Source organism: Nakamurella aerolata (genome assembly GCF_013002705.1).
GTDB classification, from domain to species: domain Bacteria; phylum Actinomycetota; class Actinomycetes; order Mycobacteriales; family Nakamurellaceae; genus Nakamurella; species Nakamurella aerolata.
In genome coordinates this window covers 625,429-649,470 of the sequence record NZ_JABEND010000001.1, presented here as the reverse complement: position 1 = coordinate 649,470, position 24,042 = coordinate 625,429, and the positions used below count along the sequence as shown (strand labels likewise).

General features: G+C 70.6%; 24 protein-coding genes and 1 riboswitch. Of the genes, 17 read left to right on the top strand and 7 right to left on the bottom strand.

Translation table 11 applies throughout. The features are described 5' to 3' along the window. Positions 1-25 precede the first annotated feature (25 nt). Positions 26-658 carry an aa3-type cytochrome oxidase subunit III gene (gene ctaE / locus HKD39_RS02795; protein WP_343074539.1) on the bottom strand — a complete coding sequence of 211 codons (633 nt, stop codon included), beginning with the start codon at positions 656-658 and terminating at the stop codon, positions 26-28. A 142-nt stretch (positions 659-800) separates the two neighbouring features. Between ctaE and HKD39_RS02790 the strand changes: the two genes are divergently transcribed. Both HKD39_RS02790 and trpD read left to right on the top strand, forming a co-directional pair. Then, positions 801-1,232: a response regulator gene (locus tag HKD39_RS02790; RefSeq protein WP_171198264.1), complete on the top strand. Its 432-nt coding sequence runs from the start codon at positions 801-803 to the stop codon at positions 1,230-1,232. Then, positions 1,232-2,326 (top strand): anthranilate phosphoribosyltransferase, encoded by a 1,095-nt coding sequence (gene trpD, locus HKD39_RS02785; RefSeq protein ID WP_171198263.1) that lies wholly within the window; start codon positions 1,232-1,234, stop codon positions 2,324-2,326. Before HKD39_RS02790 ends, trpD begins: the two co-directional genes overlap by 1 nt. A gap of 49 nt (positions 2,327-2,375) precedes the next feature. Here the strand turns inward: trpD and HKD39_RS02780 are convergent, their stop codons facing one another. Next, a complete protein-coding gene (locus HKD39_RS02780) occupies positions 2,376-2,657 on the bottom strand; it encodes an Lrp/AsnC family transcriptional regulator (RefSeq protein WP_171198262.1) in 282 nt (93 codons plus the stop codon). Positions 2,658-2,733: 76 nt separating this feature from the next. Between HKD39_RS02780 and HKD39_RS02775 the strand changes: the two genes are divergently transcribed. Next, on the top strand, positions 2,734-3,522 hold the full coding sequence (locus HKD39_RS02775) for an amidohydrolase family protein (protein WP_171198261.1): 789 nt from the start codon (positions 2,734-2,736) through the stop codon (positions 3,520-3,522). Here the strand turns inward: HKD39_RS02775 and HKD39_RS02770 are convergent. Further along, positions 3,509-4,075: a VOC family protein gene (locus HKD39_RS02770; RefSeq protein ID WP_171198260.1), complete on the bottom strand. Its 567-nt coding sequence runs from the start codon at positions 4,073-4,075 to the stop codon at positions 3,509-3,511. The two genes, HKD39_RS02775 and HKD39_RS02770, sit on opposite strands and share 14 nt — an antisense overlap. Before the next feature lie 104 nt (positions 4,076-4,179). Then, positions 4,180-5,961, bottom strand: coding sequence for a DEDD exonuclease domain-containing protein (locus tag HKD39_RS02765; RefSeq protein ID WP_343074538.1), 1,782 nt, complete (start codon positions 5,959-5,961; stop codon positions 4,180-4,182). 65 nt (positions 5,962-6,026) lie between these two features. Between HKD39_RS02765 and HKD39_RS02760 the strand changes: the two genes are divergently transcribed. The 9 genes from HKD39_RS02760 (at position 6,027) to HKD39_RS02720 (ending at position 15,856) form a co-directional block, all read left to right on the top strand. Continuing rightward, positions 6,027-7,397 carry an NYN domain-containing protein gene (locus HKD39_RS02760; protein ID WP_171198259.1) on the top strand — a complete coding sequence of 457 codons (1,371 nt, stop codon included), beginning with the start codon at positions 6,027-6,029 and terminating at the stop codon, positions 7,395-7,397. A 297-nt stretch (positions 7,398-7,694) separates the two neighbouring features. Then, positions 7,695-7,838: riboswitch (cyclic di-AMP (ydaO/yuaA leader) on the top strand. A gap of 12 nt (positions 7,839-7,850) precedes the next feature. After that, entirely contained in the window at positions 7,851-9,242 is a 1,392-nt protein-coding gene (locus tag HKD39_RS02755) for a C40 family peptidase (RefSeq protein WP_171198258.1), read from the top strand. 91 nt (positions 9,243-9,333) lie between these two features. Beyond that, the gene (locus HKD39_RS20250; protein WP_171198257.1) at positions 9,334-10,911 is read left to right on the top strand and encodes an NlpC/P60 family protein; all 1,578 of its coding nucleotides are present in this window, start codon (positions 9,334-9,336) and stop codon (positions 10,909-10,911) included. 45 nt (positions 10,912-10,956) lie between these two features. After that, on the top strand, positions 10,957-12,081 hold the full coding sequence (locus HKD39_RS02745) for a glycosyltransferase family 4 protein (protein WP_171198256.1): 1,125 nt from the start codon (positions 10,957-10,959) through the stop codon (positions 12,079-12,081). A 30-nt stretch (positions 12,082-12,111) separates the two neighbouring features. Beyond that, complete coding sequence (locus tag HKD39_RS02740; RefSeq protein WP_171198255.1) at positions 12,112-12,942, top strand: metallophosphoesterase family protein; 831 nt, start codon at positions 12,112-12,114, stop codon at positions 12,940-12,942. 19 nt (positions 12,943-12,961) lie between these two features. Next, complete coding sequence (locus HKD39_RS02735) at positions 12,962-13,408, top strand: SRPBCC family protein (protein ID WP_171198254.1); 447 nt, start codon at positions 12,962-12,964, stop codon at positions 13,406-13,408. Further along, a complete protein-coding gene (locus HKD39_RS02730) occupies positions 13,405-14,583 on the top strand; it encodes an ArsA family ATPase (protein ID WP_171198253.1) in 1,179 nt (392 codons plus the stop codon). The genes HKD39_RS02735 and HKD39_RS02730 overlap by 4 nt, the downstream gene beginning before the upstream one ends. Then, positions 14,580-14,888, top strand: coding sequence for a hypothetical protein (locus HKD39_RS02725; protein ID WP_171197815.1), 309 nt, complete (start codon positions 14,580-14,582; stop codon positions 14,886-14,888). Before HKD39_RS02730 ends, HKD39_RS02725 begins: the two co-directional genes overlap by 4 nt. Then, positions 14,885-15,856, top strand: coding sequence for an ROK family protein (locus tag HKD39_RS02720; protein ID WP_212753799.1), 972 nt, complete (start codon positions 14,885-14,887; stop codon positions 15,854-15,856). Before HKD39_RS02725 ends, HKD39_RS02720 begins: the two co-directional genes overlap by 4 nt. A 4-nt stretch (positions 15,857-15,860) precedes the next feature. Here HKD39_RS02720 and HKD39_RS02715 read toward each other — a convergent pair whose 3' ends face one another. After that, positions 15,861-16,589: a hypothetical protein gene (locus HKD39_RS02715; protein WP_171198252.1), complete on the bottom strand. Its 729-nt coding sequence runs from the start codon at positions 16,587-16,589 to the stop codon at positions 15,861-15,863. Next, positions 16,586-17,476 (bottom strand): alpha/beta hydrolase, encoded by an 891-nt coding sequence (locus HKD39_RS02710; protein ID WP_343074567.1) that lies wholly within the window; start codon positions 17,474-17,476, stop codon positions 16,586-16,588. The genes HKD39_RS02715 and HKD39_RS02710 overlap by 4 nt, the downstream gene beginning before the upstream one ends. 264 nt (positions 17,477-17,740) lie before the next feature. Between HKD39_RS02710 and HKD39_RS02705 the strand changes: the two genes are divergently transcribed. Together HKD39_RS02705 and HKD39_RS02700 are read left to right on the top strand one after the other, a co-directional pair. Continuing rightward, on the top strand, positions 17,741-18,496 hold the full coding sequence (locus HKD39_RS02705; RefSeq protein WP_171198430.1) for a 1-acyl-sn-glycerol-3-phosphate acyltransferase: 756 nt from the start codon (positions 17,741-17,743) through the stop codon (positions 18,494-18,496). A 27-nt stretch (positions 18,497-18,523) separates the two neighbouring features. Continuing rightward, on the top strand, positions 18,524-19,063 hold the full coding sequence (locus HKD39_RS02700) for a polyadenylate-specific 3'-exoribonuclease AS (RefSeq protein WP_171198251.1): 540 nt from the start codon (positions 18,524-18,526) through the stop codon (positions 19,061-19,063). Positions 19,064-19,080: 17 nt separating this feature from the next. Here HKD39_RS02700 and HKD39_RS02695 read toward each other — a convergent pair whose 3' ends face one another. Further along, entirely contained in the window at positions 19,081-20,973 is a 1,893-nt protein-coding gene (locus HKD39_RS02695; RefSeq protein WP_171198250.1) for a Type 1 glutamine amidotransferase-like domain-containing protein, read from the bottom strand. Positions 20,974-21,020: 47 nt separating this feature from the next. On the opposite strand from HKD39_RS02695, the gene HKD39_RS02690 reads away from it, so the two are divergent. The 3 genes from HKD39_RS02690 to HKD39_RS02680 all read left to right on the top strand — a co-directional run bounded on the left by HKD39_RS02690 (position 21,021) and on the right by HKD39_RS02680 (position 23,965). Next, positions 21,021-21,644 carry an AAA family ATPase gene (locus HKD39_RS02690; RefSeq protein ID WP_171198249.1) on the top strand — a complete coding sequence of 208 codons (624 nt, stop codon included), beginning with the start codon at positions 21,021-21,023 and terminating at the stop codon, positions 21,642-21,644. A 58-nt stretch (positions 21,645-21,702) separates the two neighbouring features. Continuing rightward, positions 21,703-23,094, top strand: a complete 1,392-nt coding sequence (locus HKD39_RS02685) for a class II 3-deoxy-7-phosphoheptulonate synthase (protein ID WP_171198248.1) — start codon at positions 21,703-21,705, stop codon at positions 23,092-23,094. A gap of 145 nt (positions 23,095-23,239) precedes the next feature. Beyond that, entirely contained in the window at positions 23,240-23,965 is a 726-nt protein-coding gene (locus HKD39_RS02680; protein ID WP_171198247.1) for an AIM24 family protein, read from the top strand. Positions 23,966-24,042: the final 77 nt, after the last annotated feature.

Below are 24,042 nucleotides of genomic sequence, written 5' to 3'. Positions count from 1 at the left end.
GTGCCTTTCAACGGTGGACGCCTCGTCACCGGACGATGTAGATGGTGAAGAACAGCCCGATCCACACCACGTCGACGAAGTGCCAGTAGTAGGACACCACGATCGCCGCGGTGGCCTGCGCCGGCGTGAACTTGGACAGCCGGGTGCGGGCCATCAGGATCAGGAAGGCGATCAGCCCGCCGATCACGTGCAGCCCGTGGAAACCGGTGGTCAGGAAGAACACCGTGCCGTACGGCGAACTCGCCATGGTGGTGCCCTCTGACACCAGAGTGCGGTACTCGTTGGCCTGGCCGAGCACGAAGATCAGACCCATCACGAAGGTGATCAGGTACCAGCGGCGCAACCCCACCACGTCACCGCGTTCAGCGGCCCACACGCCGAGCTGGCAGGTGACCGACGACAGGATCAGGATCGTGGTGAACACCAGTGCGTACGGGACGTCGAGCTCGGTCGGCTCCTGCGGCCAGCCGGTGGTCGAGGTGGCGCGGGCGGTGAAGTAGATCGCGAAAAGACCCGCGAAGAACATCAACTCGCTGGCCAGCCAGACGATGGTGCCGACGCTGACCATGTTCGGCCGGTTCAGGGTGTGGATGCGGGCGCTGAACGACCCAGGTGATCCAGGGATCGGTGCGCCGGCGGGAGAGGTCGCAGTCGTCACACGAGGATTATGGCCTGTCTGGGGAAGTCATGTGTGCGCGGGTACCCGCGCCGCGCCGAGCGAAAGGCCCTGCCTGCGGCGAAGCGGCCCCGACTACCATTCGAGCTGGCGAACGTTCGGCGCGTGACGAGGATGGTGCGAGATGGCAAACCCGGTGATCCTGGTCTACTCCAGCAATGCGCAGACCCGGGCTGCCATCGTCGCGGCGATCGGCCGGCGACCGGCCGCTGACGTCGGGCTGGTCGATTTCTTGGAGTGCTCGACGCTTCCCGAGGTGCTGCTCGCCGTCGATTCGCAGGCGGCGGATCTGCTGGTGCTTGACGGCGAGGCGCAGCCGGTGGGCGGTATCGGCATCTGCCGCCAACTGCACCAGGAACTGCCTGACGACATTGTGGTTCCGCCGGTGATGCTGCTGGTCGGCAGGGCCGCCGATCGCTGGCTGGCCACCTGGGCCAGGGCCGACGAGGTGCTGCTGTCGCCGCCCGACCCGGTGACGGCCGCCGAGGCGGCGGCAACGCTGCTGCGCCGGCTGGGCTCCGAGCAGGCGCCCGTCGCGGCCGAACTCACCGGCTGATGCGGCCGACAGACGACCAGCGCTCCTGGCCGGCGCTGCTCACCCGGTTGCTCGACGGCGACGATCTCGCCGCCGCCGACACCGGCTGGGTGATGGATCAGTTGATGGCCGGCGATGCGACCCCAGCCCAGCTGGCGGCGTTCGCGGTGGCGCTGCGCGCCAAGGGCGAAACCGCCGCCGAGGTGGCCGGCCTCGCCGACTCGATGCTCTCGCACGCGGTGCCGATGCGCAGCCAGGGCCGCAGCGTCGACATCGTCGGTACCGGCGGCGACCGCAGCAACACCGTCAACATCTCCACCATGGCCGCTGTGGTGATCGCCGCCGCCGGCGCACCGGTGGTCAAGCACGGCAACCGGGCGGCGTCCAGCAAGTGCGGTTCCGCCGACCTGCTGGAGGCCATGGGGGTGGCGCTGCACCTCGGCCCTGCCGGAGTGCAGACCACGGTGACCGAGCTCGGCATCGGGTTCTGTTTCGCCCCGGTGTTCCATCCCTCGTTCCGGCACGCCGGTGCCCCTCGTCGCGAGATGGGCATCCCCACTGTCTTCAACTTTCTCGGCCCGCTGACCAACCCCGCGCACACCGTCTCCGGTGCCATCGGCTGCGGCTCGGCGGTGATGGCGCCGATCATGGCCGAGGTGTTCGCCGGCCGCGGCGGCGATGTGCTGCTCTTCCGCGGCGACGACGGCCTGGACGAGCTGACCACCACCACCACCTCGACCATCTGGGTGGTCTCCGGCGGGAAGGTCGTCCGCACCACCCTTGACCCGGAGCGGCTGGATATCCCGGCCGCCGATCCGGCCGATCTGGTCGGTGGCGAGGTGGCCGTCAATCTGGCCGTCGCGCAGGACCTGCTGGCCGGCAAGCCCGGCGCGGTGCGGGACGCGGTGCTGCTGAACGCGGCCGCCGCGCTGGCCGCGCATGCCGGACTGTCTGATGTGATCGGACCAGCGGACGCCGCTGAGCTCTCGGCGTCGTTGCACACCGTGATGGCCGCCGAGCTGGAGCGGGCGGCGGCAGCCATCGACTCCGGCGCCGCGCAGCGGTTGGCCGCCGACTGGGCCGCCCGGTCGACGGAACTGGCTGCGCAGCAATAGATTTCGCCAGGCGGCTCTCGTCCCGCTCTGGTCCGGCGCTACCGGGTTATCAGGAACTCATGCCGATGGAGAAGGCGTCGTCGGTGTCGCGGGTGGAGTACGAGCGGAACGCGATGTGAGTGACGGTGCGTTCGACGCCGGGCACCCTGGAGATGTGATTGGGCACGATGTCGGCGATGCCCTCGTGATCGGTCGCCTTGACGATCGCGATCAGGTCGACGTCGCCGGCGCAGGAGAACACCTCCTGCACGCCGTCCAGATCAGCGATCGCCTGCGCGGTCTGCGGAATCGCCTCGGCGCTGGCTGAGATCAAGACAATCGCGGTCACCATGGCGCTCAGCTTAATGGTCTGGTCGCAGGCCGTGACTTGACCTTGACACCAGCGCACAGCTTTAGCGTGCGCAGACGTGATCGATATCCACGCCCACGTCACCGACGATCTTGACCGCAGGCTGACGGCCGACGCCGAGCTCGGCATCGAGCTGACCGTCCTCGCCAGCACCAGGGTGCATCCGGAACGAACCGGCACCACCGCCGAGGTACAGGCGGAGTTCGGCCGGCTGCAGCAGGTGGTGGCCGGTGACCCGGCCGCCGGCTCGTTCCAGGCCGCGGCCGCCGAGCTGGCCGGCGCCGTCGAGGCCTGGCCGGCGCGCACCAGGGCGTTGGCCGCGGCGCCGCTGTGGTTGCCGCCGGCGGAACTCGCCGACGTGGTCGAAGCCCAGCTGCGCCAGCCCGGCTACGTCGGGATCGGCGAGCTCACCCCATCACCGGACGGTGCCGACGCGATCGCGCCGGTGCTGGCGCTGGCCGCCGACCACGGCGGCATACCCGTTCTGGTGCATGGTTTCTGGCCCAACACCGCGGCAGACCTGGCCGGCTATGCCGCGTTGGCCAAGCGGTACCGGACGGTGCCACTGATCGTCGGCGCATTCGGCGGGCTGCACGCCATGCTTGCGGTCGAGCTGGCCTGCGCGCAGCCGAACCTGTACCTCGACCTTTCCAGCGCGCTCCAGGCGTTCGTGGTCGCCGCCGCGATCCGTGAGTTGCCCGAGCGCTGCCTGTTCGGCAGCAACACCCCGTACGGTGTGCCGGCCGCGGCACTGGCCACCGTCGAAGCGGCCGCGTCCGGTGCCGGGTCGGCGGTGCGGCGAGCGGTGCTGCACGACAACGCTGCGGCCCTGTTCAGGCTGAGCTGACCGGCGCTGAGGCCGCTGAGGCATTGTCGGCCGCGGCCTGCAGGGCGGCGATATCGATCTTGTGCATCTTCATCAGTGCGCCGGCGACGGCGGCGGCGCGCTCCCGATCGGGATCGTTGATCCACTGCTCGATGGCCGTCGGCACAATCTGCCAGCTGAGCCCGTACTTGTCCTTCAGCCAGCCGCACGGTCCCTCGCTGCCGCCGTCGGCGGTGAGCGCCGCCCAGTACCGATCCAGCTCGGCCTGATCGTCGACGTACAGCTGCAGTGAAATCGCCTCGGTGAAGGGGAACTGATCGCCACCGTTCAGAGCGGTGTACCGCTGCCCGGCCAATTCGAACTCAACAGTGAGCACGGTCCCGTCCGGCAGCGGCATGTTGTCGGTGTAGTAGCTGGTGGCGATCACCTTGGTGTCGGGGATGATCCCGGCGTAGAACTGCACCGCCTCTTCGGCGTTCATGTTGAACCACAAGCAGGGCACCAGTTTCGGCTTCGTGGATGTGGCAGCGGATGCTGGTGCCGATGTGGGTGTGGTTGAGGCTGACGTGGTCATGATCTGCTCCTTGATCTTTGCTGCGGCGGTCGTCAATTCGGCGGTTCGCCGGCTGTCTCCACTCAGACCGCGGCCGCGCCGGGAACTCATCGGTGCCGCCGGAATCAGCCGGTGACGGCGTGCCGGCGCAGGTCGGCGCCGCTCAGACTGCCCCTGGCGACGGCCGCGGCGTCGACGAACGGCTGCCACCGGCCGGCCGCCCTGGCCGGCAGCGACCACGGCTGCGTGCTGGACACCAGCCGGGTGCCGGGCTGATCCAACCAGGCAAGGATGGTGCTGGTCTCTTCGGCCGAGGCCGCGGGCAGCGGACCCGCCGCCGGCCGCACGGTCTCGGCGGAAGCCTGCAGCAGGTGCACGATCGGCATCGGCGCGACGCCCCGGCGCGCCACTCCCGCCCCAGCGAGCCGGCCGTGCCGGATGACGCTGAACTCCCAACCGCCCGATCCGTCCGGCCGGGCCGCGACCAGCTCGGCGATGCCGCACAGCGCGGCCAACCGCTGACCGCGATGCAGCACGGAGGCCAAGGCTGCCAACCGATCTCGCGCGGTAGCGGCGTCGTCGAAGCGGCCGGCGCTACCGAGTTGCACCACCCGCTGATGCAGCCCGGTCAGCACGTCGTCGTTGCTGCCGGCGACCATGCCGGTGACCTGCATGACGTGGGCTGCGTAGTCGGTGACCGACTCCAGCCCGGCGCACGGCGCGCCACACTTGCCCAGTTCGGCCAGCGCGCAGGCGGTGCCATCCGGATCGTGGCGGCGGATCCGCTGGGTGCACCGCCTGATCCGCACCGCGGAGTGCAACGCGTCCACCGCCTCCAGTGCCGCCGCCCGAGACCAGAAGGGGCCCAACGGGTTTGCGGTACGGCCCAACTGCGGCGACTGCGCCGGTACCACCGAAAGCCGAGGAAAGGCCTCGCTGGTGAGCACCACCCACCAGCCCCGATGCGGCTGCTTGGACCGGCGGTTGTACCGCGGCTGGTGCGCCGCGATCAGCCGCTGCTCGCGCACCTGCGCCTCAAGACTGTGCGCGCAGACCACATGATCGACCCGCTCGGCCAGCGTCACCATGTGCCGGATACGCCGCCGCTGCTCGCTTCGGCCGAAGTAGCTGCGCACCCGCTGCCGCAGGTTCTTCGAGGTGCCGACGTAGAGCACCTCGTCCTTCGCGCCGCGGAAAAGGTAGACACCTGGCGCCGCCGGAAGCCCTTGCGCCAGATGACGTTTGCGGCGTTGTGCGGTTGACACCCGGCGCTGGGCGTGCACCAGCTCGTCCATCGACTGGACGCCGACGGCACCGAGCCGCTCGAACAGCGCGTGCAGCACGTCGACGGTGGCCCTCGCGTCGGTCAGCGCGCGGTGGTCGGGCCTCACGGTGGCACCCAACAGCGGCGCCAGCGCACCGAGCCGGACGCTGGGTGCCTCGTCCTTGCTGAGCGCGCTCCTGGCCAGCCGCACCGTGTCGATCACCCGCGGGGCCGGCCACGGCAGCCCCAGCCGTTGACAAGCCGCCCGCAGAAAGCCCATGTCGAACCCGGCGTTGTGGGCCACCAGCACGCAGTTGCGGGAGAACTCCAGAAAGCTGGGCAGCACCGAGTCGATGCGCGGAGCTCCGACCACCATGGCGTTGGTGATTCCGGTGAGGATGGTGATGTTCGGTGGGATGGACCGGCCGGGATCGACCAGGGTTGCGAACTCGCCGAGCACCTGACCGCCGCGGACCTTGACCGCGCCGATCTCGGTGATCCGTTCGGTGCGCGCCGACCCGCCCGTTGTCTCAAGGTCGACCACCACAAAAGTGGTCTCGCGCAGCGGTTCCGAAAGCTCGTCGAAGCTCGGCTGTAGCGTGGGAACACGAGTCCCAGCAATCTCAGGCGCAACGGAGGTCACAGCTCGGACCCTAGGAGCCGCCTCCGACAGTCAGGGCCGGCCGCGCGGTGCTGGATGATTGGGCGGTGCATCTGGCCGAACTTCCCGAGGCGGTGCGGACGCGGGTGATCGCGGCCGCGGCGGTGGCGGTTGCCGCGGCGCCGATCGAGCAGCTCCCGGCCGCGGTGGCCGCTGTCGCGAGGTTCGCTCCGGCCAAGCGAGCCCGCAGCGGCGCGGCGGTGCTGGCTGCTGCGGTGGAGTCCGATGCCGGGTTCCGCGCGCTGGTGGCCACCGCCGTGCGCGACCTCGCCGGACCGTCCGCCGCCGACAGCCCTGGCGCCTACCGCCCTGCCGCCGACACCCCTGTCGCCCTCACCGACAGTCCCGCCGCCGACGAGGCGGACGACGTCACCGCTGTGGCACTGGCCTACCTTGCCGGCGCTGAGGTACCGCAGGCGGCGCTGCGCAGGCTGCGGGACCAGCATTCGTTGGCTGCGGCCCGTCGCCGGATCACGGAGCTGGAGCGCGAGATCGACGCGTTGGCCGGGCGGCTGGCGGGGGAGAGTGCGGCCGGTGGGTCCGCCGGCATCCGGCCGGATGCCAACAGCAGCAACGGTTCTGCGGCCGAGCTGGCGCGACTGGCGGCGCAGGCGCAGAACCTGCAAGGGCGGTTGCGGGAGCAGGGGGTGCGGCTGCGTCAGGCCAGGGACGAGGCCGAGGCGGCCCGCGCCGAGCTGCAGGAGCTTCGGCACACCGCGGCCCAGCAGCGGGACCGCCAGCAGGCCGAGGTGGCAAGGCTGGAAGATCGGGTCGCGATGCTGAACCGGCGCAACGAGGCCATGCACACCGCCACAGTCACCGGGCGGGAGGCTCAGCAGCGGGAGCGCGGGGCGGCCGATCGCCGGATCGAGCTGTTGCTTACCGCCCTGGCGCAGTCGGTGACCGGACTGCGCCGCGAGTGGTCGCTGCAATCCGGCGGCGAACTGCCGGGGGATCGGGTGGCGGCCGAGCTGCGCGCCGGGCACCGCCCGGCCGCGCCGGTCAGCCGGGTGGAACAGGTCAGCGAGTTGCTGGCCGTTCCCGGTGCCCACCTGATCGTCGACGGCTACAACGTCACCAAGACCGGATACCCGCAGCTGACCCTGACCGATCAGCGTGACCGGCTGATCCGGTCGCTGTCGGCGCTCGCCGCCCGCACCTCCGCCGAGATCACCGTGGTGTTCGACGGCGCCGCGGTACGTACCCCGCCGCCGGCCGGGCGCAAGATCAGGGTGCTTTTCTCGCCGCCGGAGGTGATCGCCGACGACGTGATCCGGCGGCTGGTCGCCGCCGAGCCCGTCGGCCGCACGCTGTTGGTGGTCACCTCCGATCGGGCCATCGCCGATGACGTTGCGGCCGCCGGTGCCCAGGTGGTGCCGTCCGAGCTGCTGTTGCGCGTTGTGCACCCGCTTGGCTGACTGATGGTTCCTGCTGTGTTCGCCCGCGCTTGTGACGGGAGTGACGTAGTGGGTCTCTTGTGACAAAACAAACAGAAGTCACAGGTGTGCATAGTGTGATTTCTGTGGCCCATGGGACGGGAGTGGCGATACTCAAAGTGGGGTCAGGTCAGGCGTATGACGCTGACCTGCATAAACCGGGCAGTACGGCGGGTGATGGGGGTAACACGACCGGGTGAAGTCCTGGCTGGACTCAGACCGTAGCCATCTCGTAACCTGATCGAGACCTTCTCAGCTGAACCGGCGCCCGCCGCATCAGGAAGGTCACCGCCGAGTCGACCTTTTCGGGGTGGTCGAGCCGGGGACCCACGGTTATCTGGGGTGAATCCTTCGTTTGTGGAGGGAGGGCACTTCCTTGCCCGAACCCGTCAGCTAACTCGGTAGGCGGCAAGGGAAGAAAGGGCACGCCGAGCCTTGGCGCAGCACAGCACGTCACCCCTCAGCACCACCGAGCAGAGCACCACCAAGCACCGCAGCCTCGTCAAGCACCCCAGCGTCATCAAACGACTCGGCCTGGCCTCGGTCGCCGCCGCGTGCGCGCTGACGCTGCCGGTACTCGCCAGCCCGGCCCGCGCTGTACCGACCGCAGGGGCCGTCGCGGCGCCGCTCGCTCCCGGTCACCGGGCCAACCCAGCCGACCCCGACTCCTCGGCCGACGCCAAAAAAGCATGGCTGGCCGCTGAAGAGAAAGCCGGTGCGCTCAACGAACTGGTCTTGCAGGCGCAGGAGAAGCAAAAGGCGGCCAAATCCAAAGCCACCGCCGCCGCCAAGACCGCAGCCGACCGCAAGGCTGTCGCATCCGCGGCGGCGAAGGAAAGCGCCGCCGCGTCGACGGAGGCCGATGCGGCGCAGGCCGAGTACCGGGTCGCCGCCGACGACGAGGCCGGCTACCGCGCCAAGGCACAACAGTTCGCAGCGGCCAGCTTCCGTGGTGCCCGGCTGGGATCGCTTTCTGCGCTGCTCAGTTCCAACTCGCCCGACCAGTTCCTGGAGACCGCCTCTCAGCTGAACGTGGTGGCCGGCGAGACTCAACAGGTGCTGGACAAGGCGGCTGAAGCCAAGACCGTCGCCGCCGCCGCGGCGCAGCGGGCGCAGGCGGCGCAACAGAAGGCAAAGACGGTGGCGGCCAAGGCATCAACGGCCCTGACCAATGCCCAGCAGGCCAAGCGGGGCGCCGACGATGCGTTGCGGAAGGCCGTTGAGGCCTCGGCCACGGTGAAGCAGCGGCAGCAGGATCTGAAGACCGAGGCCGCTCGCCTGAAGGGCCTGTACAACAGCCTGACCGAACAGGAGCGGCAGCAGGCCCTGGCCGCGCAGCAGGCTGAGGCTGAAGCTGCTGTCGCCGCCGAGCGACAGTCGCTGGCGGCGCGCGGTCGCAGCCTGGCGCCCGAGGGTGCTGCCGGCGCCGAGGCAGCCGCGGCTCCGGACACGCCGTCGGCATCCGCACCCGCCAGCGGGAAGGCCAAGATCGCCGTAGAGGCGGCGCTGTCCAAGGTCGGTGTTCCCTACGTCTGGGGTGCAGCCGGGCCGGACGCGTTCGACTGCTCCGGGTTGACCTCATGGGCCTGGGCACAGGCCGGTGTCACCATTCCGCGTACCTCCGCCGACCAGGCGACGCTGCAAGAAGTGCCGCTCAGTGAGCTGCAGCCGGGTGACCTGATCACCTATTACAGCCCGGTGAGCCACGTCGCGCTGTACATCGGCAACGGCCAGATCGTGAACGCATCGACCTCGTCGAAGCCGGTCATGGTGATGAGCATGTACTACAACAAAAACAATCCGACCGGCCACCGAGTGGTTGGCTGAGCCGTCCTTTGTCCGCTACCCGCACCGCCGAATCCGGCTGCAGCGCAACATCTCCCGCGCCCAAGCCAGCCAGTTAAGGAAGGTGGCCCGCGTGGCCAAGCAACACCGTAAGCACGCCCGTCTGATCTCCGCTGTCGCGGCACTGAGCGTGCCGGCGCTGGCCTTCACCGCGGTGGCCGCGCCGGCAACGGCGCAGCCGACGGCACCGCACCCGGCTGCCGCGCCGGTCTTGCGACCGGCGACGCCGGCTGCACTGCCGGCCACCCCCACCGACCTCAACGGCGACACCCCGGACACCGCCGCTGACGCCAAGCAGGCCTGGCTGGACGCCGGCGAGAAGGCCGACATGCTCAACGAGCAGTCGCTGCAGGCCAAGGAGGCCGAAGCGGCCGCCGGCGCGAAGGCCTCCGCCGCCGCCAAGGCGGTGCAGACCAAGCGGTCGGTGGCCAGCAAGGCGGCGGCCGAGAGTGCAAAGGCAGACGCCGCCGCGAAGACAGCGCAGCAGCGTTCGCAGCAGGCCGCCGCCGTCAACCAGCAGTGGCAGACCAAGGTGGAGAAGTTCGCGTCGGCGAGCTTCCGCGGTGCCCGGCTCGGCTCGATGTCGGCGCTGCTCACCGCGCAGTCGCCGGACGACTTCCTGGACAAGGCCGCCCAGCTCAACGTGGTGGCCGACCAGTCGCAGCAGACCCTTGACAGCGCCAAGCGGGCCAGTGTCGCCGCCGCCGACGCCGCCGGCACCGCCAAGACCTCAGCCGCCGACGCCGAGGCCGCACAGGGCCGCTCGGCTGCGGCGCTGCGGCAGGCCGAACAGGCCAAGAAGGAGGCGGACACCGCCGCTTCCGCCGCCAAGCAGGCCAGAGTCGCTGCCCAGCAACGGGAATCGGCGCTGCGCACGCAGGCCGCCGAGTTGGAAAAGCTCTACAAGTCGTTGTCGGAGAAGGAGCGCCAGGAGGCGCTGGCCGCCCAAGAGGCCGAGCGCAGGCGGCAGGCCGCCGAGCGCGCAGCCGAGCAGAGCCGGCAGTCCGAGGCATCGGCGTCTTCGGCCTCGGAGGCTTCAGCGGCTTCTGAAGCTTCCGCCGCCGCTCAGGCCCAGGCCGAGCAGCAGGCGGCCAACCAGGCCGCGCAGGATCAGACCACCGAGCAGCCGGCCGGCGGAGGTCAGCAGCAGGCTGCCGCCGCGCCCGAGGCCCCGAGCACGGCGGCTCAGGAGCAGACCACCGAGCAGCAGACCACCGAGCAGCAGACCACCGAGCAGCAGACCACCGAAGAACAGACCTCCGAGGAGCAGACCACCGAGCAGGCGCCCGTTGCCGCGCCGGCGAGCGGCAAGGCCCAGATTGCGGTCGAGGCCGCACTGTCGCGGGTCGGCATGCCGTACGTGTACGGCGCGGCCGGGCCGAGCTCGTTCGACTGTTCCGGTCTGACGTCGTGGGCGTGGGCGCAGGCCGGCGTCACCATTCCGCGCACCAGCGGTGGCCAAGCCACCCTGCCGGAAGTTCCGTTGTCCGACCTGCAGCCCGGCGACCTGGTCACCTACGGCACCCCGGTGCATCACGTCTTCATCTACGTGGGTAACGACCAGATCGTGAACGCCTCCCAGACCGGCGTCCCGGTCCGGGTTCAGGCGATGTACTACAAGCCGGACGCCACCGCGCACCGGCCGGGCTGACCGCACCACGATCAGTTCAGGACGGGCCAGCTAGGCTCGCCCACCATGCGCCGCACCCTGCTGGTCACCAACGACTTTCCGCCGCGGGCCGGCGGCATCCAGTCGTACCTGCACGAGCTGGCGATCCGGCTGCCGGCCGGCGCGCTGGCCGTCTACGCGCCCGCCTGGGACGGTGCCGCCGAGTTCGACGCGGAACAACCGTTCCCGGTGTACCGGCACCCGACGTCGCTGATGCTGCCGGGGCCGGCCGTCAGGCGCCGCGCCCTTGAGCTGATGGATACCACAGCGGCACAAGCGGTCTGGTTCGGCGCCGCGGCGCCGCTCGCGCTGCTGACGCCCTCGCTGCGGCGGCACGCCCCGGTGCTGGCGCTGGCGAGCACCCACGGGCACGAGGTGGGGTGGTCGATGCTGCCGGCGGCCCGGCAACTGTTGCGCCGCATCGGCAATGAGGTCGACGTCCTGACCTATGTGAGCAAGTACGCCAGGCGCAGGTTCGCCACGGCGTTCGGGCCAAGAGCCGCGATGGAAGAACTGCGCCCTGGGGTCGACACTCGCAGGTTTCGGCCCGATCCGGTTGCGCGGCAACGCATCCGCCAGCGTTACCAACTTGCCGAGCATCCCACCGTTGTGTGCGTGTCGCGGCTGGTGCCCCGCAAGGGACAGGATCAACTGGTCAGGGCATGGCCAGAGGTGCTGCGCCGGATCCCGGAAGCCAGGTTGCTGATCGTCGGCGGCGGTAAAGACCGCAACCGGCTGCAGGCGCTGGTCGGGCAGCATCGGGTCGCCCACCGGGTGATCCTCACCGGGGCGGTGCCATCGGCCGAGCTCGCCGACCACTTCAACGCCGGTGACGTGTTCGCGATGCCCAGCCGCACCCGCGGCAAGGGCCTCGACGTCGAGGGCCTCGGCATCGTCTACCTCGAAGCCTCGGCATGCGGTCTTCCGGTGATCGCCGGCGACTCCGGCGGCGCGCCGGAAGCGGTGCGGGACAAGACAACTGGGCTGGTGGTCGCGGGTCGCGACCTTGACGCGCTGACGTCAGCCTGCACCCGCCTGCTCGGTGAGCCGGCGTTGCGCCGCCGCTACGGCGATGCCGGCCTGCGCTGGGTGCGCACCGACTGGACCTGGCAGGGATCGGCCGACCGGCTGGCGCAACTGCTCGCTGACTGACCCGCAACCGGGCCCGGCTAACCTTGGCGGGTGCAGGTCGACTTCGTCTCGGACATCCACGGCAACGTCGATGCCCTTGCCGATGTCGCACGGCGCAGCGAACAGCTGGTGGTGCTCGGTGACCTGCTGGACTACGTCGACTACCACAACCCCGGTGCCGGCATTCTGGGCACCGTCTTCGGCGCCGAGCGGGTGAGGCGGTTCGGTGAACTCAGGGCGGCCAACAACTTCGACGAGCTGAACCGGTACAACGCCGCGCTCTGGCACAGCGTCGCCGACCCGGTCGGCACCCTGTCCGATGTGGTGCACGAGCGCTACCTGGCGATGCGCGGAGCGCTGGAGCTGGCCGACCGAAAACCCTTGCTGATACTGGGGAATGTCGATGTCGCCGCCAGCTGGGACCGGGTCGCCGGTGCCGAGCTGGCCACCAGCGACGGCGCCGTCGTCGAGCTCGGCGGGCTGCGGTTCGGCTTCGTCGGCGGGGGAGTGCGGCGGGCCCGGCCGGCGGCCGAATCCGCCTCGGCCGCTGTCGCAGCGCCCGGCGGGGCCGTGGCGTGGCGGCCGTACGTCCGCGACCGGCACGAGTACGCGGCCGCGGTGGCCGGGCTGGGCGCGGTGGACGTGCTGTGCAGCCATCTGCCGCCGCGGCTCGCGATGCTGCGCTACGACCGGGTGACGGCGCGCCTTGAGGCCTACGGGCCCGGCCTGCTGGAATCCATCGACAGCCATCAACCGCTGCTTGCGGTGTCCGGCCACGTGCATCAGCCACTGTCGCCGCGACAGGCGCGCGGCCGCACCCAGTGCGTCAACGTCGGGCACTTCGCCCGCCGGCCGCACCCGTACCGGATCACCATCGGCTGACGGCGGTAACCTTCGCTGCATGCCGGACAGCTCCGAAAAATCCCTGTCGATGGCCGCCAGCGCCGACACCATCATGGACGCGATCGCCGACGTTGCGGCCTACCCGGAGTGGACTCCAGCGGTGAAGCAGGTGACGGTCACCGACCCGGGTGACGGCGCTCGTCCGCGGCGCGTCGAGTTCGTGATGGACGCCGGGATGATCAAGGACACCTACGAGCTGGAGTACGACTGGGCCGCCGATGGCCGCTCGGTCAGCTGGACGCTGGTGCGGGGCAAGCTGCAGAAGGCGCAGAACGGGTCGTACACGTTGCAGGACAACGGAACAGACACCCTCGTCACCTACCGGCTCACGGTGCAGCTGAGCATTCCGCTGATCGGACCGCTCAAGCGCAACGCCGAACGCGTGATCATGGACACCGCGTTGAAGGAGTTGCGCAAGCGCGTCGAGACGCCCGGCCGGGCATGAGCGCTGCCGCGCCGACGCCGGCGGAGCCGCGACTGGTGCTGGTGGCGGGGCCCGGCGGCAGCGGCAGCACCACAACGGCGGCGCTCACCGCCCTGCAGCTGGCCGGTGGGCAGCACCGCGAGGTGGTGCTGGTGTCCGCCGATCCGCTGGCCGCCGACATTCTCGGCGACCTGCCCGATGAAGCCGCCGGGGTGCGCCTGCACGAGGTGCAGCCGGTCGCCGCGGCCGACGGCGAATCGCTGGCCGACCTGCTCGGTTCCCTGACGGCCGGTGGCGCAGCCGACCAGGCTGCCGCGGTGGATGCGTCCGAACTGGCGGCGCTGCCCGGCGCCGCCGAGGTGGCGCTGCTGCTGGCCGTCGCCGACGAGGTGCGCCGACTGGACGCGGCCGGCACCGATCAGGGCGCGGCCGTTGTAATGGATGCCGGCAGCCGGCTGCCGGAACTGCTGCAGCTGCCGGAGACGCTCGCGTTGCTCGCCGACCGGCTGTTGCCGGCGCCGCTGCGGCTGCTGCGGTCGTTGCGTCGCGGCGGTACAGGTGCCCGTGCCGCCAGCGCCGCCGACCGGCTGATCGGCCGGCTGCTGGCCGTGCATGCCGCCCTCACCGACCCACGGCTGTGCCGGCTGCTGCTGGTCGCCGGGAGTTCGCCGCTGCGGGACCGGCTGACCCGCCGGTTGGAGTTGCTGGCGGCCATGTACGGGCAGCCGGCCCGGCGCGTCAGCATCCCCCGGCAGCCCACCGAGCCGGTCGGGGCCGCCCTGGCGGCGCTGGCCGCGTCCTGCCCGCCGCTGCTGTCCGGCACCGATGGCCAACAGCCGTCCGGTGCCGGCGATGCTCCGCCGGGGCCGGAGGCGGAGCCGGCTCGCGGGCCGGACGGCGAATGGTGGTGGACCATCGGCCTGCCGGGTGCCGGCAAGGACGAACTCGCGCTGTCCCGGTCCGGCGACGACATTCTGCTCACCGTGGTCGGGCATACTCGCCGGGTGGAATTGCCTTCGGTGCTGACCCGCTGCACGGTGCTCGGCGCTCAGCACACCGACGCCGGACTGCTGGTGCGCTTCGCGCCCGACCCCGCGAAGTGGCCGCAGGCGCTGCTCGCCGGTGACGATGGCCACATCACCAGCGCTAGCGGCAACGGTAATGGCAACGGTGCGACCGGCGAGGCTGGGGGATGAGCGAGCGACTCGAGGTGCGCACCGAACTGGCACGGCTGCTGGACGCCGCGCGGGTGGGCGTCACGCGGGCGCAGCGCCGCGGTCGGCAGCTCGCCGAGGACGATCGGCCCGACCCCCTTGACGGCCTCTGGTCGGGCGCGCTGGCCCTGCTTGACGGCATTCGCACGCTTCTTCCGGCCCCGGCCGACACCTCCGATACCGGCGCCGCCGCCCCCGCGGACCCGTCGGCGGCACCGCCGGCAGACGCGCCGGCGGCACCGCCGGAACGCCGCGGCAACCGTCCCGAGCGGATCGACATCAGTTGAGCGGCAACGAGTCTGCTGAGCTCACCGTCGGCATCGATATCGGCGGCACCTCGGTGCGGGCGGCGGTGGTCGATACCGAAGGTCAGGTACTGACCGCGGTCAGGGCGCCGACCCCGCGTACAACGCAGGCAACCGAAGAGCTGCTGGTCGACCTGGTGCAGCAACTGCGGGCGTCGCATCCGGTGCAGGCGGTGGGCCTGGCGGTGGCCGGTTTCATCAGCACCGACCGCGAGCGGGTGATGTTCGCCCCGCACCTGGCGTGGCGGGACGCCAAGGTGCCGGCGCTGCTGTCCGAGCGGCTGAGCCTGCCGGTGGTGATGGACCACGACGTCAACTCCGCGGCGCTGGCCGAGTACCGGCTGGGCGCGGCCAAGGGCTCGCCGGTGGCGTTGGTGATCGCGCTCGGCACCGGTATCGGGGCCGGGCTGGTGGTGAACGGCGAGATCTACCGGGGCGGGCACGGCGTCGCGCCCGAACTCGGGCACCTGATGGTGGTACCGGACGGCCGGGCCTGCCCGTGCGGCAAGCGCGGGTGCTGGGAACGGTACTGCTCCGGCACCGCGCTGGCCGCCACCGGGCTGCACCTGTGGCGGCAGGCCGGACGGAGGCTGCCGGACAACCTCAACGACAGGGAGATCACCGGCACCGTGGTCGCCAAAGCCGCGGGTGACGGCGACCCTGAGGCGCTGGCCGCGATGGACGAGCTCGGGCGCTGGCTCGGTGTCGGCATGGCGATGGCCGCCGACGTGCTCGACCCCGATGTGATCGTCATCGGCGGCGGGGTGTCCGGTGCCGCGCCGCTGTTCCTGCCGCAGGCGCAACGGGTGCTGCAGCGGCAGATCACCGGTGGCCGGTACCGGCCGCTGCCGAGGGTGGCGCTGGCCAGGTTCGGCGATTCCGCCGCCGTGATCGGCGGGGCGCTGCATGCCCGCGATGCGGTACGCGAGCTCGCGGCCGATCGCGGCTGAGCGATCACACGGCTGAGCCGTCGTCCCAGCCGTCACCCTGCTCGGCGTGGTGCCGACGCAACCCCAGCAACAACAGCACCCCGCCACCGATCACCAGGGCCGCCGACAGCAGCACGGTGCCGGTGGCGGACAGCGTCAGCACGTTCGGGCCGAGCAACAGGAAGATGCCGGCCACCACCAACAGGATCGCCATGGTGGTGCGGATGGTCGGCCACACCACGGGCGGCGCCGGCGGCGGAACGAAGTGTTCGGTGTCCGCGGCGTACTCGGCCTCCTTGCGCGCCCGCTCCTGTTCGAACGCAGCCACCTCGGCCTCGCGTTCGGCGCGGCGCATCCGCCGCCGCAGGCGCCGGGCCTCGGCGGCCGACCGCTGGCTCGGCCAGGCCGGCGGCTCCGGACGCAATCGTTGATTCCACTCCGCCTGCTCGCCACCGCCGATCTGGCCGGTGTCCACCTCGGGTTCGCTGATCTCCACCACCGACGCGGTCGGGGCGGCGGGTGCGGCCGGTGGCTCCCAGCCGGCGACGATCGCCGAGAACTCCCGCTCGATGTCGTCGTCGGACCAACGCTGAACGGCATCGGCGGCGCCGCCGTCGGTTCCGCCGGATGCCGCGGTTCCTTCGGTGGGATGCCCGCCCGACGCTCCGGTACCCGGCTCATCGGACCCGGTGGACCCGTCGTCCGGCAGGTCTGAGTCCGGGCGGTCACGATCGTCGGGGAAAGCGGTGGTCATACCGGCATCCGTGGGGTGTTGTCGCGGGTGGAGGTGGTCGGTCCTGCGTCGGTCGCTACTGCGTCGGTCGGTCCTGCGTCGGTCGGTTCTGCGTCAGTTGGTACTGCGTCGGTCGGTACTGCATGGGTCGGTGGCGAGCTGCGCTCGCTCAGCTCCCGCACAAACTCCAGTGCCCGCGCTTCGATCAGTGCGGCGTCGTAGTCAAGGGTGGCCACGTGGAAGCTGTTGCGCAACAACACCTCGTGTTTGTCCGCTGTCGGCAGAGCCGTGGTCTCGTCCAGCACGATCTGCGCATTCCGCGGTTCGACAACGTGATCCACCACCGAGTGCAGCAGCATCATCGGGCACCGGATCACCGAAAGGTCGGCCCGCACCACCGGCCACGCGGCCTGCAGCGAGAGCGCGGCGAGCGTCGGGATCCGGAAGTATCCACCCTCCCTGACGCCGGGTTTCGCCACGTCATCGACGATCCCGGCGAGCGAGGGCAGCACCCGGCGCACCACCGGCCGCATCCGGTTCAGCAGCGGAGCGAACCTGGCGTCCCATCGCGAGGTCATCACCGACGGGTTGATCAGCACCAGCCCGTCCACCCGGTCGGGGTAAAGCTCGGCCAGCCGCAGCGCCAGCGTGCCGCCCATCGAGAGCCCGCACACCACCACCGTCCGGCACACCGCGCGCAGCTCGGCCAGTTCGGCGGTGAGCGCCGCCACCCAATCGTCGAAGGTGGTGTGGTTCATCTGGGACCAGCTCGTCCCGTGGCCAGGCAGCAGTGGCAGCCTGACCCGGTAGCCGGCTGCGGCGAAGGCGTCGGCCAGCGGGCGCATGGTGGCCGGAGAGCCGGTGAAGCCGTGCGACAGCAACACGCCGGTGTCCAGCCGCGCGCCCACGTCGCTGGAGAACGCATGCTGCGCTGATTGCCGGTCGGCAGCGGCCCTGGCTGTCACCCCCTCATGGTCGCACGCGCCGCAGGGCTGGGACGTCGAGCCTTGTCGGATCTGAGCGGGCCTGGGCGTACGGTATAGACCGATGTCACCAGAGTGTGGTCGAGTGGTCGGGGGCCGATCCGGTGCTCCGCGAACCGACGCCGGTCGGGTGGACGAAGCCGCGGACCGCGGCAGCGAACAGGTTGGGTGAGCCAGGGTGTGGTCTCGGTGATCTGGTATCTGATGAAGTACGTCTTCATGGGGCCACTGCTGCGATTGTCGTTCCCCTGCAAGGTGATCGGGGCCGAGTACCTGCCGGAGAGCGGCGGCGTCATCCTGGCGGGCAACCACGTGTCGGTGGCCGACTCGTTCTTCACCCCGCTGCACATCAAGCGCAGGGTCACCTATCTGGCGAAGAGCGAGTACTTCACCGAGAAGGGTCTCAAGGGGCGGCTCAAGAAGCTGTTCTTCACCGGTATCGGCCAGGTGCCGATCGACCGCGGCGGCGCCTCCGCCGCCAAGGACGCGCTGGACACCGGGGTGCGGCTGCTGCGCGAGGGTCACGTCCTGGGCATCTATCCCGAGGGCACCCGCTCGCCGGACGCCCGCCTGTACAAGGGCAAGACCGGTGTGGCCAGAATGGCCCTGGAAGCCGGCGTCCCGGTGGTCCCGGTGGCCATGATCGGCACCGACAAGGTGAACCCGATCGGCTCCAAGATCTGGCGGCCGCACCGCATCACGTTGGTGATCGGCCGCCCGCTGGACTTCTCCCGGTACGAGGGACTGGCCGGTGACCGGTTCGTCGAACGCGCGATGACCGACGAGATCATGTACCGCATCATGGAGTTGTCCGGACAGGAATATGTCGATCAGTACGCGGCGACCGTCAAGGAGCAGCTGGCGGCGCAGGCCAAGGCCGTCGACCAGGCGGAGGGCCGCGGCCCCGGCACCGTGACCAGGCTGCCAGGCACCAAGGCGAGCTGACCTGGTCGGTCGTACCCTTTGTCTCCCATGGCTGCCCCACCCGCGCGCTTCTTCTACGACTGCGAATTCATCGAAGACGGCGTCACCATCGAGTTGGTGTCGATCGGCGTCGTCGCCGAGGACGGGGGCGAGTTCTACGCGGTGTCTACCGAGTTCGACCCGGACCGGGCCGGCAGCTGGGTGCGGCGCAACGTGCTGGACAAGCTGCCGCCGCCGTCGGACAGCGCGTGGCGGTCGCGGGCGGCGATCCGCGACGAACTGACCGCATTCTTCGCCGCGCCCGGCCGCAAGGTCGAGTTGTGGGCCTGGTTCGCCGCCTACGACCATGTCGCCCTTGCCCAGCTCTGGGGCGCGATGCCGGCGCTGCCGCCGGAACTGCCGCGGCTCACCAAAGACGTCCGGCAGCATTGGGAGCTGGCCGGCCGCCCGCAGATCCCCGGCCACGGACCGGACCGGCACGATGCGCTCGCCGACGCCAAGCTCGCCTTCCAACGCTGGCAGGTCGCCGAGCGGGCGCTGGCCGGACGGATGTCACCGGCGCGGGCGGCGGCACCGGCGCACCGCTGACCCGCTTTTGCAACCGATCAGCCGAGGCGCTGCCCACCGGCGTAGGCGGACAGGAAGACGTTGCCGGCGGCGATGGCCCCGTTGCTCCCGGTGCCGAACCAGCCGCGGCGGCCGTCGACGGTGACCACCGAGCGGGCGCCGAGCACCGTCGCGGTGGTCCCGTCGAGCTCGACGGCGGTCTGCTCGCTGATCCCGACCGCAGGTGTTGCCCGGTGGTGCGCGACCGCGGCGTACAGCCGGCCCCACCGATAGTCGTAGCCCAGCATCGGTTCCAGCGTCGCGGCGCGGATCAGCCCGAGCCCCGGGGAGAACGAGTTGCCGTGGGCGCGGAACGCGGCGATGGCCGCGTCCTCGTCGGTGTCGCTGGTGGGATTCGCGACGGCGTCGTAGCTCGGCCCGAGCGCTGCGGTGGCGGCGCCCTCGGTGAGCACCACCTTGGCGGTGCTGATGGCGCTGCGGACGGCGCCGGCAAACCCGTTGTCGCGCACCGCATCTGATATCAGCTGCTGATCGCCACCGAGTACCAGCACCCCGGCGGCACCGGCGACCGACGCGGCGTCGATCGGGTCGGCGCCGGCGATCAGCATTCGCACCCTGCCCTGGTAGCCGGCCTTCTTGACGGCGGCCGTATAGCGCTGCGCCGCCGCGCGGGCCGCGGCGGCGTCCGGGTACCCGGCGGTCAGCACCAGCACGTCGCCGGCGCCGGAAGCTCTGCCGGCGAAGCGTTGCAGCACAGCCGATCCGGGCGTGTCGTTGCCGCCGCCGCCGAGCAGCACCGATGCCCGCCCCGGCAGCGCCAACCGCGGCGCAGGTGGGGCCGACACCGCCGGCAGTGCGGTGCCGTTCACCAGCAGTTGCCTGGACCGGGCGTCGTAGCTCTGGCCGGCCCCTGGGGCGAGCAGACCGGTGCGGACACCGCGCACGGTCAGCGTCCGGTCCGGCCCGACCCACGCCGGGGCGCCCGCCCCGGCCAGGTCCATCACGGCCGCCGAGGAGTCGCCGATCATGCCGGTGATGGTGCGGTCGTCCGCCAGCACCGGCGCGGTGTTGTAGTCGACGCCGAGGCCGATCTTCCCGGGGCTGCCGTAGTGCTCGACGGACTGCGCCGTCAGGTTCAGCAGCCGGCCGAACCGGCCGCGCTGGTAGAAGTGCTGATCGAAGATGAAGGTCTCCGACCCGAAGGCGAGACCGCGGTCGTCGGTGCCGAGGCTGTCGCCCCAGCCGATGGTGGAGCTGCCCCGCTGCAGGCCGGTCCACGGGTAGCCGTCCGGGGTGTAGCCGGTGATCATGCTGCGCGAAAGCACGGCGTTGCCGGCGCTGGAGCCGCCGGTGACAACTCCGCGGCGGTACGCCTGCGCCAGCGCGGCCTCCGCCGGGGTGTTGGCGAGCACCCGCATGGCGATGGTCTGGTCGCCGCCGAGGATGAAAACCCCGTCGACGCCGCGGCCGCCCAGCGCCGCCGAGTTGGCCGGGTTCTCGGCGTCGGCTCGGTCGAGCAGGGTGAGCAGCCGGGCCGTGCAGCCGGTGAGCGCGCCGGAGGCGACGATCGCGGTGCACGCCGTGTTCAGGTCGTCGGTGCGGCCCTTGGCCATCCGCAGATTCTCGGCGCGGTCGGCCGGGTCGTCGCCGTAGGTGGACGGCACCACAAGCAGATCGACGGTGCGGTCCGCCCCGAGCTGGAGGGCGCGCTGCCGGGCCAGCCCGGCGAACTGCTGCTCGACGTGTTGGCCGTAGCCGCCGCCGATCGGCACCAGGGTCTGGCTGCCGATCGGCGGCAGCGGTTCGACAGCGTCGGCACTGCCGGCGGCCGCCACCGGCTGGAAGACGGCCAGCGGCAGCGCGACAGCGAGCGCGAGACCGCCGAGAACGCCGCGGCGGTTGGACCTTCGGCGGTGGTGGATCGGATGCATCGTTCCTCCATGCGGTAGCGGTGGCTGAGAACGATAGCGTTGCGGCCGTGCTGATCTGGATCAACGGGGCGTTGGGGGCCGGCAAGACGCAAACCGCGCACGAGCTGCAGCGGCGCTTGCCGATAGCGCAGGTAGCCGATCCGGAAGTGCTCGGGTTTGCCCTGCACAAGATGCTCCCGCCGGGTGCGCGCGGCGACTTCCAAGATCTGCCGCAGTGGCGGACCGGGGTGCTCGACACCTTGCGGCAGGCCGAGCGGTCGGCGGTCGCCTGCGGGGGCGGGCCGGTGATCGTCCCGATGACGATGGTGCGCGACGACTACTTCGAGCAGATCGTCGGCGGGTTGCGGGCCGGCGGCGTCGACGTCCGGCACTTCGCCCTGACGGCCACACCCGCGACGCTGCGCCGACGGCTGTCGACCCGCATCTCGGCCATCCCGACCTGGCTGCTGCGCCGCGACGAGACCTGGGCGATGGCGCAGATCGACCGCTGCGTGACGGCGCTGGCGATGCCGCGCTACGCCACCGCCGTTCCGACCGACCACCGCAGCGTCGACGAGGTTGTTGAGCTGATCGCCGCCGAGTGCGGGTTGACGCTAGGCCGGCCGCGGCTGTCCCCGGCCCGCCACCGGCTCAGGGAATTGGCCGTCGGAGTGCGGCACATCCGGCTGTGACCGGGCTGGGTGCGTGCTGTGGTGCCGCGCACATTGCGGCATTGCATACCCTTATTGGGTGAACTGGACCGTCGACATTCCCGCCGATATCTTGCCGACCTTGCCGCCGTTGCCCGGTGGCATGGGAGATCGGCTGTATCAGGCGCTCGAGCTGCCGGCGCAACAGCAGCCGCGTTGGCCGGATCAGCAGCAGGTCGACGCCGTCCGCGCGGTGCTGGAATCGGTGCCGCCGGTGACCGTTGCGACCGAGGTCGACCGGCTGCAGCAGCAGCTCGCCGATGTGGCCAACGGCCAGGCATTCCTGTTGCAGGGCGGCGATTGTGCCGAGACGTTCGTCGACAACACCGAGCCGCACATCCGGGCCAACGTGCGCACCCTGCTGCAGATGGCGGTGGTGCTGACCTACGGTGCCTCGCTGCCGGTGGTGAAGGTGGCACGGATCGCCGGCCAGTACGCCAAGCCGCGCAGCAACGACACCGATGCGCTCGGCCTGCCGTCGTACCGCGGGGACATCATCAACTCGCTGGCCACCACCGAGCAGGCCCGCATCCCCGACCCGTCGCGGATGGTCCGCGCCTACGCCAACGCCTCCGCCGCGATGAACCTGGTGCGCGCCATCACCGGCAACGGCATGGGCGACCTTGCGCTGGTGCACGAGTGGAACCAGGAGTTCGTGCAGACCTCACGCGCCGGGCAGCGCTACGAACGGGTGGCCGCCGAGATCGACCGCGCCATGCGCTTCATGAACGCCTGCGGGGTCGACTCGCACAACCTGCACACCGTCGAGATCTTCGCATCGCACGAGGCGCTGCTGCTGGACTACGAGCGTGCCATGCTGCGGCTCGGCGACCCCGGCGACCCGAACTCCAAGCTGTACGACCTGTCCGGGCACTTCCTGTGGATCGGGGAGCGCACCAGGCAGCTTGACGGCGCGCACATCGCCTTCGCCGAGATCATGGCCAACCCGATCGGCGTCAAGATCGGCCCGGGCACCAGCCCGGACCTCGCCGTGGAATACGTCGAGCGGCTTGACCCGGACAACACCCCCGGCCGGCTCACCCTGATCTCCAGGATGGGCAACAGCAAGGTGCGAGATGTGTTGCCCGACATCGTTTCCAAGGTCGAGGCCACCGGGCACAAGGTGATCTGGCAGTGCGACCCGATGCACGGCAACACCCACGAATCGCCGTCCGGCTACAAGACCCGCCACTTCGACCGCATCGTCGACGAGGTGCAGGGTTTCTTCGAGGTGCACCGCGAGCTCGGCACCCATCCGGGCGGCATTCACGTTGAGCTCACCGGCGAGGACGTCACCGAGTGCCTCGGCGGTGCCCAGGAGATCTCCGACGACGATCTGGCCGGCCGCTACGAGACCGCTTGCGACCCCCGCCTGAACACCCAGCAGTCGCTGGAGCTGGCCTTCCTGATCTCCGAGATGCTGCGCGGCTGAGCGCGGGGCCGGGTCCTGTCCAGACCTGTCCAGGTTGGCCCGGATCGCCTGACAGCCAACGCTTTTCGTCCCTAATCTGCTGGCAAGAGCACCCTCCGGCGCGTGCCGGAGGGTGCTGCCACCTGCCGACTTTCAGGAGCGAACAGTGCAGAGCACTCTCTTTGACCAGCGCAACCTCGAGGCACAGGGGCAGCAGCGGTTCGGGCTGCAGAACCCGCAGATGCTGCGGGTGGCGCTCGGACCAGACGTGCTGTCTATCAAGGGCGCCATGGTCGCCTACCAGGGCGAGATCACGTTCAACCATGAGGGCGCCGGCTCCGTCGGCAAGCTCATCAGGAAGATCGTGACGAACGAGGACGTGCCGTTCATGCGGGTGGCCGGCAACGGTGAGGTGTTCTTCGCGTCCGAGGCGGGTTTCGTCTACCTGATCGATCTCGTCGGCGACAGCCTTTCGGTCAACGGCCGGAACCTGCTGGCCTTCGACGCCGCGATCAACTGGGACATCATGCGCACCGAGGGTGCCGGAATGCTCAGCGCCGGGCTGTACAACGTGGTGCTCGAGGGTCATGGCACCGTCGCGCTGCAGGCGGTCGGCCAGCCGGTGGTGCTGGACTGCTCGCAGCAGCCGACCTACGTCGACGTGCAGGCGGCGGTGGCGTGGTCGGCCAACCTGGCGCCAAGGGTGGTGAGCAGCATGAACATCAAGTCGATGCTCCGCGGCGGCTCCGGTGAGGCGTTCCAATACGTGTTCAACGGGCCAGGCTTCGTTGTCGTGCAGCCCAGTGAGTGGCCGGCCGGTGCCCAGCACGACGACGACCAGCGCGGCAGCGGGCAGCAGCGGGGCGGGCTGCTCGGTGGCCTGATGGGCTGATCCAGCGGTTCCAGCGGTTCCAGCGGTTCCAGCGGTTTCAGCGGTTCCAGCGGTGCTCGGGGTGCCGGGGGAGTTGG